Genomic DNA, 15,803 nt, shown 5'->3' on the forward strand with positions numbered 1-15,803 from the left:
CAAGGCGAGGCGTACGATGAGCAAAGAAGTACTGCTGGTTGTTGAATCGGTATCCAACGAGAAAGGTGTACCGCCCGGCGTCATTTTCGAGGCGCTGGAAGTGGCCCTGGCCACTGCAACCAAAAAACGTTTTGAGGACGAAGTCGACCTGCGTGTGGAAATCAACCGCCACACCGGTAGCTACGAGACCTTCCGCCGCTGGACCGTGGTCGACGAGAACGACCTGGACGATCCGGCTATCGAAACCTGGCTGAGCAAGATCCAGGACACGCATCCGGATGCCAAGATCGGTGACGTGATCGAAGAGAAGATCGAGTCCATCGAGTTCGGTCGTATCGCCGCCCAGACCGCCAAGCAGGTCATCGTGCAGAAAGTGCGCGAGGCCGAGCGTGCCCAAGTGGTCGACGCCTACCGCGAGCGCGTTGGCGAGATCATCTCCGGTACCGTCAAGAAGGTTACCCGCGACAACGTCATCGTCGACCTGGGTAACAACGCCGAGGCCCTGTTGGCTCGCGAAGACATCATTCCCCGTGAGACCTTCCGTGTCGGCGTGCGCCTGCGTGCGCTGCTCAAGGAAATCCGCACCGAGAACCGCGGTCCGCAACTGATCCTGTCGCGCACTGCGCCACAGATGCTGATCGAGTTGTTCCGCATCGAGGTACCGGAAATCGCCGAAGGCCTCATTGAAGTCATGGCTGCATCCCGTGATCCGGGTTCGCGTGCCAAGATCGCCGTCCGCTCCAAGGACAAGCGCATCGACCCGCAAGGTGCCTGTATCGGCATGCGCGGTTCGCGTGTCCAGGCCGTATCCGGCGAGTTGGGTGGTGAGCGTGTGGATATCGTCCTGTGGGACGAGAACCCGGCGCAGTTCGTCATCAACGCCATGTCGCCGGCTGAAGTCGCGGCGATCATCGTTGATGAAGATGCCCATGCAATGGACATCGCAGTTGCCGAAGACAACCTGGCCCAGGCTATTGGCCGTGGCGGTCAGAACGTTCGCCTGGCCAGTCAGCTGACCGGTTGGACCCTGAACGTGATGACCGAAAAGGACATCCAGGCCAAGCAGCAGGCTGAGACCGGCGACATCCTGCGCAACTTCATTGAGGAACTGGAAGTCGACGAGGAGCTGGCACAAGTGCTGGTCGACGAAGGCTTCACCAGCCTTGAAGAAATTGCCTACGTACCGTTGGAAGAAATGCTCAACATCGATGGCTTTGACGAGGATATCGTCAATGAGCTCCGCGCTCGTGCCAAGGACCGTTTGTTGACCAAGGCCATCGCTACCGAAGAAAAACTGGCAGACGCCCATCCGGCTGAAGACCTGCTCTCCCTCGAGGGCATGGACAAGGACCTGGCGGCGGAACTGGCGGTGCGCGGCGTGGTTAACCGCGAAGACCTGGCCGAGCAGTCGATCGACGATCTGCTCGACATCGACGGCATCGACGAAGAGCGTGCCGGCAAGTTGATCATGGCCGCCCGAGCCCACTGGTTCGAGTAATTAGGCGCGGCCTGAGGAGAGAAGTGCATGACGCAAGTCACGGTGAAAGAACTGGCCCAAGAGGTCGAGGCACCGGTAGAGCGCCTGCTGCAGCAGATGCGTGAGGCAGGTCTGCCGCACACCGACGCCGGTCAGGTAGTGACCGATAACGAGAAGCAGGTTTTGCTGACCCATTTGAAGAGCAGCCACAAGAGCAAGGCGGAAGAGCCGCGCAAGATCACCTTGCAGCGCAAAACCACCAGCACCCTGCGTGTAGCCGGTAGCAAGAGCATCAGCGTAGAAGTACGCAAGAAGAAAGTATTCGTGCAGCGCAGCCCGGAAGAGATCCAGGCTGAGCAGAAGCGTGAACTGGAAGAGCGTCGTGCGGCCGAGAACGCCGTTCGCGAGAAGGCTGAAGCCGAGGCTCGCCAGCGCGCCGAGGAACAAGCCCGTCGCCAGGCCGCCGAAACCACTGCTACGGCCCCTGCGGCCAAGGCAGAGCCGGCGCCTGCCCCTGCAGCTGCTGCTCCGGTAGTGGCCGAGGCGCCAGCGTCCGAAGACGCTGCCGCACGCGCTGCCGAGCGCAAGAAGGACGAGACTCGTCGCAACGAAAGCCGCACTCGCGACGAAGACCGTCGTGGCGGCGAGCGTCGTGGCGAAGCCCCGCGCGTGTCGATCAAGGTCAAGGTCAAGGAGAAAGAAAAAGCTCCTACGCCTCGTGCCGCGCCACGCACCACCGATGAAGAAAGCGATGGTTTCCGTCGCGGTCGCGGTGGCAAGGGCAAGCCGAAGAAGCGTAACCAGCATGGCTTCCAGAACCCGACCGGCCCCGTCATTCGTGACGTGACCATCGGCGAGACCATCACGGTCTCCGAACTTGCCCAGCAGATGTCGGTGAAAGCCGCTGAAGTCGTCAAGTTCATGTTCAAGCTGGGTACCCCGGTCACCATCAACCAGGTGCTCGACCAGGAAACTGCTCAGCTGGTCGCTGAAGAACTGGGCCATAAGGTCACCCTGATCAGCGACACCGCCCTGGAAGACTCCCTGGCCGAATCGCTGAAGTTCGAAGGTGAGACCGAGCCTCGTGCACCGGTAGTGACCGTCATGGGTCACGTTGACCATGGTAAGACCTCGCTGCTCGACTACATCCGTCGTGCCAAGGTTGCTGCTGGCGAGGCCGGTGGTATTACCCAGCACATCGGTGCCTACCACGTGGAAACCGACCGCGGCATGGTCACCTTCCTCGATACCCCAGGCCACGCTGCGTTCACCGCCATGCGTGCCCGTGGTGCCAAGGCCACCGACATCGTCATCCTGGTGGTGGCGGCTGACGACGGCGTGATGCCGCAGACCCGTGAGGCCGTGCAGCATGCCAAGGCAGCTGGCGTTCCGCTGGTGGTCGCGGTGAACAAGATCGACAAGCCGGGTGCAGACCTCGATCGTATCCGCAACGAACTGGCCGTCGAAGGCGTAACCTCCGAGGACTGGGGTGGTGACACTCCGTTCGTCAAGGTTTCGGCGAAGATGGGTACCGGTGTCGACGAGCTCCTCGAGGCCGTCCTGCTGCAGGCCGAGATCCTCGAACTCACCGCCACTCCGACCGCACCAGGTCGTGGCGTCGTGGTCGAATCGCGCTTGGACAAGGGTCGCGGTCCAGTGGCTACCATCCTGGTTCAGGACGGTACCCTGCGTCAGGGCGACATGGTCCTGGTCGGCTCCAACTACGGCCGCGTGCGTGCCATGCTCGACGAAAACGGCAAGCCTGTGAAGGAAGCCGGTCCGTCGATTCCGGTCGAGATCCTCGGTCTGGATGGTACGCCGGAAGCCGGTGACGAGCTGTCCGTGGTTGCCGACGAGAAGAAAGCCCGCGAAGTTGCCCTGTTCCGTCAGGGCAAGTACCGCGAGGTCAAGCTGGCCCGTGCTCACGCCGGCAAGCTGGAAAACATCTTCGAGACCATGGGTCAGGAAGAGAAGAAGACCCTCAACATCGTCCTCAAGACCGACGTGCGCGGTTCTCTGGAGGCCCTGCAAGGCTCGCTCAGCGGCCTGGGCAACGACGAGGTTCAGGTTCGTGTCATCGGTGGCGGCGTCGGTGGTATCACCGAGAGCGACGCCAACCTGGCGCTGGCGTCCAACGCGGTGCTGTTCGGCTTCAACGTGCGTGCCGATGCTGGCGCCCGCAAGATCGTCGAGCAGGAAGGTCTGGATATGCGTTACTACAACGTGATCTATGACATCATCGAAGACGTCAAGAAGGCCCTGACCGGTATGCTCGGCAGCGATGTTCGCGAGAACATCCTGGGTGTCGCCGAGGTCCGTGACGTGTTCCGCTCGCCGAAGTTCGGCGCCATTGCCGGCTGTATGGTCATCGAGGGTACTGTGTACCGCAACCGTCCGATCCGCGTACTGCGCGAGGACGTGGTGATCTTCGAAGGCGAACTGGAATCGCTGCGTCGCTTCAAGGACGACGCCTCCGAAGTGCGTAGTGGCATGGAGTGCGGTATCGGCGTCAAGAGCTACAACGACGTCAAGGTCGGCGACAAGATCGAAGTCTTCGAGAAAGTCCAGGTGGCTCGTACCCTGTAAGGGGTGGGCATGGCGCAGGCCTCGCCCCAGGGCGTTTGGCAGTGCCTCTGAAGGTAGCGCCCGGTCAGGCTTCAGCTTGACCGGGCGTTTGCCGCTTTACGTTACAGGTAGCAAGAATGGCAAAAGAATATAGCCGTACCCAACGCATCGGTGATCAGATGCAGCGTGAGCTGTCGGAGCTGATTCGCCGTGAAGTCAAAGATCCGCGCGTCGGCCTGGTGACCATCACCGCCGTGGACGTCAGCCGCGACCTGGGGCACGCCAAGGTCTTCGTCACCGTCATGGGCCAGGACGGGACCGACGCCGTACCTCAGACCCTCAAGGCCCTTACCAGTGCCGCGAGCTTCCTGCGCCTGCACCTTGGGCGTGTCATGCAACTGCGCAGCGTGCCGCAGCTGCACTTCCACTTCGACGAGAGCGTCAGCCGTGGTGCCCATCTGTCGGCACTGATCGAGCGCGCGGTCGCCGAAGACCGTCTGCACCAGGATGCCGACAAGCCGGACGCCGGGGAGTAAGCGGTGGCCCAGGTCAAACGTATTCGCCGTAATGTCAGCGGCATCATCCTGCTCGACAAGCCATTGGGGTTCACCTCCAACGCCGCGCTGCAGAAAGTCCGCTGGTTGCTCAATGCCGAAAAGGCCGGTCACACCGGTAGCCTCGACCCACTGGCCTCCGGCGTACTGCCGCTGTGCTTCGGTGAGGCGACCAAGTTCTCGCAGTACCTGCTCGATTCCGACAAGGGCTACGAAACGGTCATGCAGCTGGGGCAGACTACCAGCACCGGCGATGCCGAAGGGGAAGTACTCAAGACTCGCGACGTGACCGTTGGTCGCGCCGAGATCGAGGCTGTGCTGCCGCGTTTTCGTGGTCAAATCAGCCAGGTACCGCCGATGTACTCCGCCCTCAAGCGCGACGGCCAGCCGCTTTACAAGCTAGCTCGTGCAGGAGAGGTAGTGGAGCGCGAGGCGCGTTCTGTTACTATTGGCCGCTTGGAATTGCTCGAGTGCGAAGGCACCCGTGCGCGCCTGACCGTCGGTTGCAGCAAAGGCACCTATATCCGCACCCTGGTGGAGGATATCGGCGAGGCCCTGGGCTGTGGCGCCTATGTCGCCGAGCTGCGCAGGACCCAGGCCGGGCCCTTCGAGCTGGCGCAGACGGTAACGCTCGAAGAACTCGAGCAGGCCCACGCCGAAGGGGGCAACGAAGCGCTCGATCGCTTCCTCATGCCGTCCGACAGCGGCTTGCAGGACTGGCCGCTGGTGCGCCTGTCCGAGCACAGTGCGTTCTACTGGCTGCATGGGCAGGCAGTGCGTGCTCCGGACGCGCCGCAATTCGGCATGGTTCGGGTACAGGATCACAATGCCCGCTTCATCGGTATCGGTGAGGTGAGCGAGGACGGGCGCATTGCGCCGCGTCGACTGATTCGGTCGGAATGACCGAACACACAGGGTCAGGCTTGCGCCGAGCCCTGTGGACACGAGGGTGGCTGTCAGTAGGCACGGTCACACCTCTTTTATTAATACGGGGATATTGTCCCTGGCCTATTGGACCCCGCTTGCGGGATCCGTTTATCAGGAGAAGCCAAATGGCCCTCAGCGTTGAAGAAAAAGCTCAGATCGTTGCCGAATACCAGCAAGCCGCCGGCGATACCGGTAGCCCGGAAGTGCAGGTTGCTCTGCTGACCGCCAACATCAACAAGCTGCAAGGCCACTTCAAGGCCAACGAGAAAGACCACCACTCCCGTCGTGGTCTGATCCGTATGGTTAACCAGCGTCGTAAGCTGCTGGACTACCTGAAGGGCAAAGACACCACTCGTTACAGCGCCCTGATCGGTCGCCTGGGTCTGCGTCGCTAATAGCGGCCTGGCCAGTGGTGTGCATGGCGTGTTGCATGCTCGATGCTGTATGGCAGCAATGCTGTACAGCGTTGGCGTCCAACACGCCACGCGTATCTCCGAGGTTGGCAGCCTGGTGATGTCGAGCGGATTTTCCGCTGGGCAGCCAGGCTCCCAGCCTCGTGTTGTATCTGGACGGTCAATGGGGCCGATTCCCCGTTCTGCCCAAGAATTCGCAAGAAACCAGTTCCCCCAGAGCCACTGAAAAAGGTAGGAAACCGTGAACCCGGTAATCAAGAAGTTCCAGTTCGGTCAATCGACCGTTACCCTCGAAACGGGCCGCATTGCCCGTCAGGCGACCGGCGCCGTGCTGGTCACCGTCGACAACGACGTCACCGTGCTGGTGACCGTGGTTGGCGCCAAGCAGGCCGACCCAGGCAAGGGCTTCTTCCCGCTGTCGGTCCACTATCAGGAAAAGACCTACGCCGCCGGTAAGATCCCAGGTGGCTTCTTCAAGCGCGAAGGCCGTCCTTCCGAGAAAGAGACGCTGACCTCGCGCCTGATCGACCGTCCGATCCGCCCGCTGTTCCCAGAAGGTTTCATGAACGAAGTGCAGGTTGTCTGCACCGTCGTCTCCACCAGCAAGAAGACCGATCCGGACATCGCTGCGATGATCGGTACCTCGGCTGCCCTGGCGATTTCCGGCATTCCGTTCGAAGGCCCGATCGGCGCCGCCCGCGTTGCCTTCCACGAGAGCACCGGCTACCTGCTGAACCCGACTTACGAGCAGCTGCAGGCTTCGAGCCTGGACATGGTCGTGGCCGGTACCGAAACCGCCGTTCTGATGGTTGAATCCGAAGCCCAAGAGCTGACCGAAGACCAGATGCTGGGCGCTGTCCTGTTCGCCCATGACGAGTTCCAGGCCGTGATCAAGGCCGTCAAGGAACTGGCCGCCGAAGCCGGCAAGCCAACCTGGGACTGGCAGGCGCCAGCCGCCAACACCGAACTGCTCAACCTGGTACGTGCCGAGTTCGGCGAGGCTATCTCGCAGGCCTACACCATCACCATCAAGGCCGACCGCTACAACCGCCTGGGCGAATTGCGCGACCAGGCCGTTGCCCGTCTGGCCAACGAAGAAACCGGCCCGACCGCTGGCCAGATCAAAGAGATCTTCGGCGAGCTGGAATACCGCACCGTTCGCGAGAACATCGTCAACGGCAAGCCGCGTATCGACGGCCGTGACACCCGCACCGTGCGTCCGCTGAACATCGAAGTCGGCGTTCTGCCGAAAACCCACGGTTCGGCCCTGTTCACCCGTGGCGAAACCCAGGCCCTGGTCGTTGCGACCCTGGGTACCGCCCGTGACGCCCAGTTGCTGGACACCCTGGAAGGCGAGAAGAAAGACCCCTTCATGCTGCACTACAACTTCCCGCCGTTCTCGGTGGGCGAGTGTGGTCGCATGGGCGGTGCTGGCCGTCGTGAAATCGGTCATGGCCGTCTGGCGCGTCGTGGCGTTCAGGCCATGCTGCCGAGCGACACCGAGTTCCCGTACACCATCCGTGTGGTTTCGGAAATCACCGAATCCAACGGTTCTAGCTCCATGGCTTCGGTCTGCGGTGCTTCCCTGGCCCTGATGGACGCCGGTGTACCGATGAAGGCGCCGGTTGCTGGTATCGCCATGGGTCTGGTCAAGGAAGGCGACAAGTTCGCGGTCCTGACCGACATCCTGGGTGACGAAGACCACCTGGGCGACATGGACTTCAAGGTAGCCGGTACCGCCAAGGGTGTTACCGCGCTGCAGATGGACATCAAGATCAACGGCATCACCGAAGAAATCATGGAAATCGCCCTGGGCCAGGCCCTGGAAGCGCGCCTGAACATCCTCGGCCAGATGAACCAGGTCATCGCTCAGTCGCGCATCGAGCTGTCGGCCAACGCTCCGACCATGATCGCGATGAAGATCGACACCGACAAGATCCGTGACGTCATCGGTAAAGGCGGCGCCACCATCCGCGCGATCTGCGAAGAAACCAAGGCCTCGATCGACATCGAAGACGATGGTTCGATCAAGATCTTCGGCGAAACCAAGGAAGCGGCCGATGCAGCCAAGCAGCGCATCCTGGGCATCACTGCCGAGGCCGAGATCGGCAAGATCTACTTGGGCAAGGTCGAGCGCATCGTCGACTTCGGTGCCTTCGTGAACATCCTGCCTGGCAAGGACGGCCTGGTGCACATCTCCATGCTCAGCGATGCGCGTGTCGAGAAAGTCACCGACGTGCTGAAAGAAGGTCAGGAAGTCGAAGTGCTGGTACTGGACGTGGACAACCGCGGCCGCATCAAGCTGTCGATCAAGGACGTTGCCGCTGCCAAGGCATCGGGCGTCTAAGTCTTTTTCGAAAGGCTGGAAAGAAGGACCCTTCGGGGTCCTTTTTTTGTGCGTGCGATTCTATTTGGCGGACTTGCATCTTGCATGCAGGAAATACCCCCGGCGTGCAAAATGCACGATGAACGATCCCGGGGTTTTTCTATAAATCATTGATTTAATTGGTGTTTTTATAAAGGCAAAAGCTGGCACATGCCGTGCAATATCTCTTGTACCTGCCGCCAGGAATCAAGGCGCAGACCTTTCGACAAACAGGAGTGACCTAAATGAAGAAGTTCGCCATTGCTGCCGCTACTGCTACCGCTCTGACCCTGACCATGGCTAACGCGGCATTCGCCCAGCAGTCCACCCAGGCCCCGATGACGCTGGCGGCCGGTGAGGTGACCAAAGCCAAGGAAGCAACCTCCGATACCTGGATCACCACCAAGGTCAAAGCTGACTTGATGACCGAGAAAGGCGTGCCTGGCAGCGATATCAAAGTCGAAACCAACAAGGGTGTGGTCTCGCTCTCTTCCGACGTTGCCATCACCGATTCGCAGAAAGAAATGGCCATTGCCATCGCCAAGAAGATCAAGGGCGTTCAGGCCGTGTCGGCCGATGGCCTGAAATCCGAGTAAGGGATGTCCCGTCGGCCAAATGGATTTGGCCACTCATTCAAGAAAGCCCCGGCATTGGCCGGGGCTTTTCTTTATGCGACGGGGTTTCGCGCTACCACATCGCTTTCGAAGCACACCTGCTCGATGATCAGGGGCTCGACGAGCGGCCTGCTGTCGCGAAAGTGCGCAGTCTGGGTATGGGCTTCATAGGCGTGCTCATCGCGGTAGATTTCGTAGAGGTAGATCAGATCCGGGTCAGCGCGGTCCTGGGATACGTCGAACACCAGGCAACCAGGCTCGGTGGCCACCGAAGCCGCAGCGTTGGCTTTGATAGCGCTGAGGAACGCGGCAGCGGTACCGGGTTTAACCCGGGTCTTGATGAAGAGACTGTACACAAGCGGATCCTTTTGTTTTAAATTCACAAACGAATTGTATACAAAATAGGAGCCGCGCGAATGTCCGAATTACCCACCCGTCCTGGTCGACTCAACGGCCTGCGTCATATCGCATTACTGGTGCCCAACCTGGAGGAGTGCGAGCGCTTCTACGTGGACGTGCTGGGCATGCAGGTGCTGCACCGGGCCAACGAAGACCTGGTGTACCTCACCTGTGGCAACGACAACCTTTCGCTTGGACGTGGGGCGGGCGCGTCGAACGGTTTTCAGACCCTGGATCACTACGGCTTCATCGTCGATACCGTGCAGGAGCTGGAAGCCTGGTACCACTACTTCAAGGCACACGGCGTGACCCTGCTGGATCGGCCCTTCGACCATGGCGACGGTGCCCGGAGCTTCCACCTGCTTGACCCGGCGGGCAACAAGGTCCAACCGCTTTATCACCCAGCGGTGTCGGGGCAGCGTTTGGCGTGAGGATGTATGTGGCTCTCTGGCCGGCAAACGGGCTCCTACAGGCGCCTGTTTGCCGGCGATGAAGACCTGGCGATCACTCCGCGTCCAGGTGCATTGGCGTCACCACGCGGCCATCGCGCTCGGCTTGCCCCAGGTTGGTGTCGATGAAGTACACCCGGTCGTCCTCGAGCTTGCCCTTGTCGACCAGATAGTCCTTGATGCTGCTGGCGCGCTCCTGGCCCAGGGTGCGCAACAGTGCTGTGCTTTCAGCCCAGGACTTGATCACCGCTTCGCGTAGCTTGGCCGTGCGCTCTTCGCGGCTCAGTTGCTCCCATTCGGCCGGTGGCTGCTGCTTGAGCCTGTTACGGTAGATGCCTTCGAGCATGGCGGGCTTGTCGCTGTCGTCGACTACCAGCATCGAGGCATTGGCCGGGACCTTGTCGCCACGGCGTTGAAGGATCTTGTACCAGGTGGCCTGATACTCACGCTCCAGGCGCTGTTCAGCGATCAATGGGCCATCGCTGCTCTGGGCACTGGTGCCTTCGATCTCCAGGCGCAGTTCTGGGCGCTGTTTGAGCGCGGCCGACAGTTTGTCCAGTGCAGCCTGCGCATCGGCGCTCAGTTCGCTGGAGCCTGGTGCGAAGGCGACGCTGCCAAGGTCTTCCGCGCCGCCGCCGGCAATCAGCCCGCCAATGAACTTGAACGGTGCCTGTGCCGCACGCAGCACCAGGTTGCGCAGTGTCTGCCAGACGATGGGCATGACGCTGAACTGAGGGTTGTTCAGGTCGCCCGCAACCGGCAGTTCGATGGAGATCTTCCCTTCGGTGTCCTTGAGCAGCGCCACCGCCAGGCGAATCGGCAAATCGACCGCGTCCGGGCTGTCGACCTTCTCGCCCAATTGCAGCTGCTCGACGACCACTTTGTTCTCGGCCTTCAGCTGGCCATTGGTGATCAGGTAGTGCAGGTCGAGATTCAGCCGGCCTTTGCGGATGCGAAAGCCTGCGAACTTGCCGGAGTAAGGCGTAAGCGTAGTCAGCTCGACTCGCTTGAAGCTGGTGGCGATGTCCAGGCTGGCCAGTGGGTTGAAGGGGTTCAAGGCACCTTTGATGGTAACCGGCGCATAACGGTCGACTTTGCCTTTGATATCGACCTTGGCCGGTGACGGCCTACGGTTGTCGATGGTGCCGATCTGACCGTTAAGCTGCTGGATGGCGGTGGCGAAGTTCGGGGTAAGGGTCAGGTCGGCGAAGTTTGCCGAGCCATCGTTGATGTCGATCTGGCCGATGTGTATGCCCAGCGGCTTGTCGCTGCCGCCTCCGGCTGGCTTGGCCTTGGCCGAGGCAGGGGCATTGGCCGGTTGAGGGATCAGCAGGTCGTCAATATTGGTGGTGCGGTCTTCGTTGATGATGAAGCGGGCATAGGGCTGCAGCAGGGTCACCTTGTCGATGGCCAGGGCGTCGCCGTGCACGTACGAGAGACCGTCCACGTTGACCTGCTGCCATTTCACGAAATCGCGGTTCTTGATGGTATCCAGGGTGTGCAATTGGCTGACCTGCGCTTTGCCGGCGACCGTGAAGGCCAGTGGCTCGGTGCTCTTGAGGTCGACCTTCAGGTCGCTGCCCAGCATGCCGCTGCGCAGCTCCAGGCGGATGAACGGGCTGATGTAGGACTGGGCGACACGCAAGTCGATGTCCCGGGTGCTGACATCGAGCTTGGCGCTGACCGGTGCCAGGTTCACCTGACCTGCCGCTTGCAGCTTGCCCTGTTTACCGACGCCCGTGTCGAGCTTCAGGGTGAAGGGTGATTGGTTGAGGCTGTCGAAGCCCTGCAAGTCCAGGTTCAGGGGGCCGACGTCCAGTGCCACGGGCTCCGGCTGGCTGCGGTCGGCCAGGTGCACCCTGTAGTTGCGCAGCTGCACGTCCTTGAGCAGCACCTGCCAGGGCTTGGCCGGCTCCTTGGCGGCTTTTTCTTCGGGTGTAGGCTCGGCGGCGGCGGGCTCGGCTTTCTCCTGTGGGGTGGCCTTGGCCGGCTGGCTGGCGAACAGCTTCTGCCAATCGAGCTGGCCGTCTTTCTCGCGTGCTGCCCAGGTTTCGAGCTGTTCGCTGCGGACCTTGCCGACGGTGACCAACTGCTTGGCCAGGTCGATCGACGTATCACTGACTTCCAGGCTGGCCAGGCGCGCCAGCTGACGGCCATCCGGCGCCTTGATGGCGAAGGGCGCGACCCGCACGGAGGTCTTGTCGAGCAACAGCTGTGTTTCTTTGGACAGGTTGAGAGTGTAGTGGGTGTCGAGGTTGATCACGCCGTCTTCCAGCACCAGCGGTACGGCATCGCGTACATAAGGCCAGAACACTTTCATTTTGCCGTCGGTGACCTTCAGGGTGCCTTCCGAGGCGATCGGCGACAGGCTGAACGTGCCGTTCCAGTCGATGCGCCCGCCGTTGGGACCCGCGGCCACCAGGGTCATGTCGGCGTTGTCATCTGGCAGGGTGCTGAGGTTTTTCAGCTCCAGATTCATCGCGTCGTAGAGGAACTCGATCGGCTCGCTGGGGCGGTCGTCCTTGAAGTGCAGGTAGCCGTCCTTGAGCTTGATGCTGCCGATGCGCAGGGGGAACGGATCGCTCGGCGGCTCCTCGGGCTTGGGCTCACTGGGCGGCAGCTTGAACAGCTGGGTCAGGTTGAGCGTGCCGTCCTTGGCGAACAGCAGTTCGCTGCGCGGCTTGTCGAGCTCGACCGCATCCAAGTGCAGTGCGCCTTTCCACAGGCTGTCCAGCGACAGGTTGGCGTACAGCCGCTCGAAGCCGACCTGCTCCTTGCCAGGCTCACCCAACTGCAAGCCCCATAGCGTCAGTTCGAGGCTGAAGGGGTTGAGTTCGATACGTTGCAGGTGCGCAGGTAGCGTGGCGTATTGGGCCAACTGCTGGTTGGCGATGCGCAGGGCGACGCCAGGGAGGATAAGGAAGCCGAGCAGGCTGTAGAGGGCAACGAGGGCCAGCAGTGCGCCGAAGGCGCGAGTCAATCCTTTGTACATGTGTCGCTTCGTCTGTCTAAGCGGGGGTCGTTGGAGTATGGCACGTTAAATCGGTTCCGCAGCGGCGACCATTTGACCTCACTCAATGCCCATGCGCCGTTTGGCCCGGTGGGCGGAGCCATTGCGCATGGCCCAGCGCAACACGGGGGCCGTGCGTTCGATTCCCAGGCGGATCATGCGCCGCTGTAAAGGGCCTTGCTCAAGGCCCAGCATGGCTTGCGCCCATTCCGGCAACAGGTCGATGCCTGCCTGCAGCATCAGCTTGCCGATCGGCTCGGCCAGTCGGCTGGGGGCAGGGGCGTTGAGCAGGATCTCTACCACTTCCAGGCTACGGGCATCACATTGCAGGTGTGGGCGCATGCGCTGCAGATAATCCTCGACCTGTTGGCGTGAGCGCGGCACATCGCGGGCGCCCAGGCGTTCGGCGATCAGGGCGATCTCGTCGTAGTAGGCGTCCTGGTCGGCAAGAGACAGTTGCGGATTGCGGTAGCGCAAGTGGGCGGCCAGGAAACTGCTGACCTCGGCAACGTGCACCCAGGTCAGCAGGTCGGGATCGCTGGCGGAATACGGACGGCCGTCGGGTGCGACGCCGGTCACCTTGAGGTGAATGGTGCGCACTTTCTCGATCAGCCATTCGGCATCGCGGGTGGAGCCGAAGGTGGTGCCTGAGATGAACTGGCTGGTGCGGCGCAGGCGGCCAAGCAGGTCGTGGCGGAAGTTGGAATGATCCCACACCCCTGCCAGTGCCAGCGGGTGCAGCAATTGGAGCATCAGCGCGCTGATACCACCGACCAGCATGCTGGGAAAATCGCCATGCACGCGCCAGCTGATGCTGTGCGGGCCGAACAGGCCCGGGTCGCCCTTGGGCGACTCCAGGTCGAGCTGGCCCAGCGCCAGCCCGGTGAGGCTCATGACCTGGGTTTCGATGCGGCGACGTAGGGTTTCCATGGCGACCTGTCTTCAGGGCGGCCATGAACCCAGGCCGCCGGTTATTTGTTGAGGCGTGTGTCGATCAACCCCTGGACCACGCTTGGGTCAGCCAGGGTCGAGGTATCGCCCAGGTTCTCCAGTTCATTGCAGGCGATTTTGCGCAGTATACGCCGCATGATCTTGCCCGAGCGGGTCTTGGGCAGTGCGGGGGCCCATTGGATCAGCTCGGGTTTGGCGAAACTGCCGATTTCCTTGCTAACCAGATCGAGCAGCGCTTTCTTGAGCTCATCGTCCGGGGTGACACCGTTCATGGGCGTGACGAAGGCATATACCCCTTGGCCCTTCAGATCGTGCGGGTAGCCGACAACGGCCGCCTCGGCGACGCTGTCATGCAGCACCAGTGCACTTTCCACTTCGGCGGTGCCGATGCGGTGGCCGGAAACGTTGATTACATCGTCGATGCGACCGGTGATCCAGTAGTCACCCTCGGCATCGCGCCGAGCACCGTCGCCGGTGAAGTAGTAGCCTGGCATGGGTTTGAAATAGGTGTCGACCATACGCTGGTGGTCGCCATAGACACTGCGGATCTGCCCCGGCCAGCTGGCCTTGATGGCCAGAATGCCAGCCCCGGGCCCTTCGATGAGCTTGCCTTTGTCATCCAGCAGCACCGGTTGCACGCCGAACATCGGTTGCGTGGCGCAGCCTGGCTTGAGCTTCTGCGCGCCGGGCAGGGGTGTGATCATGATGCCGCCGGTTTCGGTCTGCCACCAGGTGTCGACGATGGGGCAGCGTTTCTGCCCGACTGCCTCGAAATACCATTCCCAGGCTTCCGGGTTGATCGGCTCGCCAACGCTGCCCAGCAGCCTCAGGCTTTGACGCGAGGTGCTCTGCAGCGGCCCGGAGCCTTCACGCATCAGCGCCCGCAGGGCGGTGGGGGCGGTGTAGAAGATATTCACCTTGTGTTTATCCACGACCTGCCAGAAGCGTGAAGTGTCCGGATAGTTGGGCACGCCTTCGAACATCAGCGAGATGGCGCCGTTGGCCAGCGGGCCGTAGACGATGTAGCTGTGGCCGGTGACCCAGCCGACATCGGCGGTGCACCAGAACACCTCGCCCTCGCGGTAGTCGAACACCACCTTGAAGGTGAGGGTGGCCTGCAGCAAGTAGCCTGCGGTGGTGTGCAGGACTCCCTTGGGTTTGCCGGTGCTGCCGGAGGTGTACAGGATGAACAGCGGGTCCTCCGCTTCCATGGCCTCTGGCGGGCAGTCGTCGCCGGCCTGTTCGGTCGCCTCGTGGTACCAGAGGTCGCGCTGGTTGATCCAGGCCACTTCGCTGCCGGTGCGACGCACGACGAATACGCTGCTGACATTGGGGCAACTGGCCAGGGCTTTGTCGACGTTCTGTTTCAGCGGGATGCGTTTGCCGCCGCGGATACCTTCGTCGGCGGTAATCACCGTGCGGCAGTCGGCATCGAGGATACGGTCGCGCAACGCATCAGGGGAAAAACCACCGAACACCACTGAATGGATGGCGCCGATGCGTGTGCAGGCGAGCATGGCATAGGCGGCCTCCGGGACCATCGGCATGTAGATGCAGACCCGATCGCCTTTCTTCACGCCCCGCGCTTTCAGGGCATTGGCCAGGCGGCAGACCTGGCGGTGCAGCGCTCGGTAGGTGATGGCCTTGGACTCGCCAGGGTCATCGCCCTCCCAGAGCAGGGCGGTTTGCTCGCCCCGTTTGGCCAGGTGGCGGTCGATGCAGTTGTAGCTCACGTTCAGTTGGGCGCCGTCGAACCAGCGCGCCTTGCCACTTTTCATGTCGCACTGCTGCACGCTTGACCAGGGTTTGATCCAGTCCAGGCGTTTGGCCTGTTCGGCCCAGAAGGTGTCGGGGTCTTCGACCGATTGACGGTAGAGGCGACGGTAGTCGTCGGGGGTGATGGCGGCAGATTGGCTGACGGCGAGCGCCTGGGGAAAATCGCGGATATCGAACATGGCGGGTTGTCCTGCTCTTGTCGGGGCGATGGACTGCTTCGGCTATTCGATAGGACAGTGTAGCTGGAGGGGTGTTCAACCGGTGCCGACCCTTCGCGGAGGAACCCAGGGGTACTGCGCCGCT

General features: G+C 61.7%; 12 protein-coding genes. 8 read left to right on the top strand and 4 right to left on the bottom strand.

The features are described 5' to 3' along the window. The first annotated feature begins 16 nt into the window (after positions 1-16). The 7 genes from nusA (at position 17) to P3R38_RS03470 (ending at position 8,897) form a co-directional block, all read left to right on the top strand. Entirely contained in the window at positions 17-1,498 is a 1,482-nt protein-coding gene (gene nusA, locus P3R38_RS03440) for a transcription termination factor NusA (protein WP_023378628.1), read from the top strand. Between the two features lie 27 nt (positions 1,499-1,525). Beyond that, a complete protein-coding gene (gene infB / locus P3R38_RS03445; protein ID WP_023378629.1) occupies positions 1,526-4,063 on the top strand; it encodes a translation initiation factor IF-2 in 2,538 nt (845 codons plus the stop codon). 116 nt (positions 4,064-4,179) lie between these two features. Beyond that, positions 4,180-4,578: a 30S ribosome-binding factor RbfA gene (gene rbfA, locus P3R38_RS03450; RefSeq protein ID WP_277686826.1), complete on the top strand. Its 399-nt coding sequence runs from the start codon at positions 4,180-4,182 to the stop codon at positions 4,576-4,578. A gap of 3 nt (positions 4,579-4,581) precedes the next feature. Beyond that, positions 4,582-5,499 (top strand): tRNA pseudouridine(55) synthase TruB, encoded by a 918-nt coding sequence (truB, locus tag P3R38_RS03455; protein WP_023378631.1) that lies wholly within the window; start codon positions 4,582-4,584, stop codon positions 5,497-5,499. Between the two features lie 149 nt (positions 5,500-5,648). Continuing rightward, a complete protein-coding gene (rpsO, locus tag P3R38_RS03460; protein ID WP_011532144.1) occupies positions 5,649-5,918 on the top strand; it encodes a 30S ribosomal protein S15 in 270 nt (89 codons plus the stop codon). A 259-nt stretch (positions 5,919-6,177) separates the two neighbouring features. Then, positions 6,178-8,283 (top strand): polyribonucleotide nucleotidyltransferase, encoded by a 2,106-nt coding sequence (pnp, locus tag P3R38_RS03465; protein WP_277686827.1) that lies wholly within the window; start codon positions 6,178-6,180, stop codon positions 8,281-8,283. Between the two features lie 263 nt (positions 8,284-8,546). Next, positions 8,547-8,897, top strand: a complete 351-nt coding sequence (locus P3R38_RS03470; RefSeq protein WP_023378633.1) for a BON domain-containing protein — start codon at positions 8,547-8,549, stop codon at positions 8,895-8,897. Positions 8,898-8,968: 71 nt separating this feature from the next. Here P3R38_RS03470 and P3R38_RS03475 read toward each other — a convergent pair whose 3' ends face one another. Next, positions 8,969-9,271, bottom strand: coding sequence for a putative quinol monooxygenase (locus P3R38_RS03475; protein WP_023378634.1), 303 nt, complete (start codon positions 9,269-9,271; stop codon positions 8,969-8,971). Between the two features lie 60 nt (positions 9,272-9,331). On the opposite strand from P3R38_RS03475, the gene P3R38_RS03480 reads away from it, so the two are divergent. Continuing rightward, the gene (locus P3R38_RS03480) at positions 9,332-9,745 is read left to right on the top strand and encodes a VOC family protein (RefSeq protein WP_023378635.1); all 414 of its coding nucleotides are present in this window, start codon (positions 9,332-9,334) and stop codon (positions 9,743-9,745) included. A gap of 73 nt (positions 9,746-9,818) precedes the next feature. On the opposite strand, the gene P3R38_RS03485 is transcribed toward P3R38_RS03480, so the two are convergent. The 3 genes from P3R38_RS03485 to acs all read right to left on the bottom strand — a co-directional run bounded on the left by P3R38_RS03485 (position 9,819) and on the right by acs (position 15,679). After that, complete coding sequence (locus tag P3R38_RS03485; RefSeq protein WP_277686828.1) at positions 9,819-12,755, bottom strand: DUF748 domain-containing protein; 2,937 nt, start codon at positions 12,753-12,755, stop codon at positions 9,819-9,821. 78 nt (positions 12,756-12,833) lie between these two features. After that, entirely contained in the window at positions 12,834-13,703 is an 870-nt protein-coding gene (locus P3R38_RS03490; protein WP_023378637.1) for an oxygenase MpaB family protein, read from the bottom strand. 41 nt (positions 13,704-13,744) lie between these two features. Beyond that, the gene (gene acs / locus P3R38_RS03495; RefSeq protein WP_023378638.1) at positions 13,745-15,679 is read right to left on the bottom strand and encodes an acetate--CoA ligase; all 1,935 of its coding nucleotides are present in this window, start codon (positions 15,677-15,679) and stop codon (positions 13,745-13,747) included. Positions 15,680-15,803: the final 124 nt, after the last annotated feature.

Source organism: Pseudomonas sp. NyZ480 (genome assembly GCF_029537255.1).
GTDB lineage: Bacteria > Pseudomonadota > Gammaproteobacteria > Pseudomonadales > Pseudomonadaceae > Aquipseudomonas > Aquipseudomonas taiwanensis.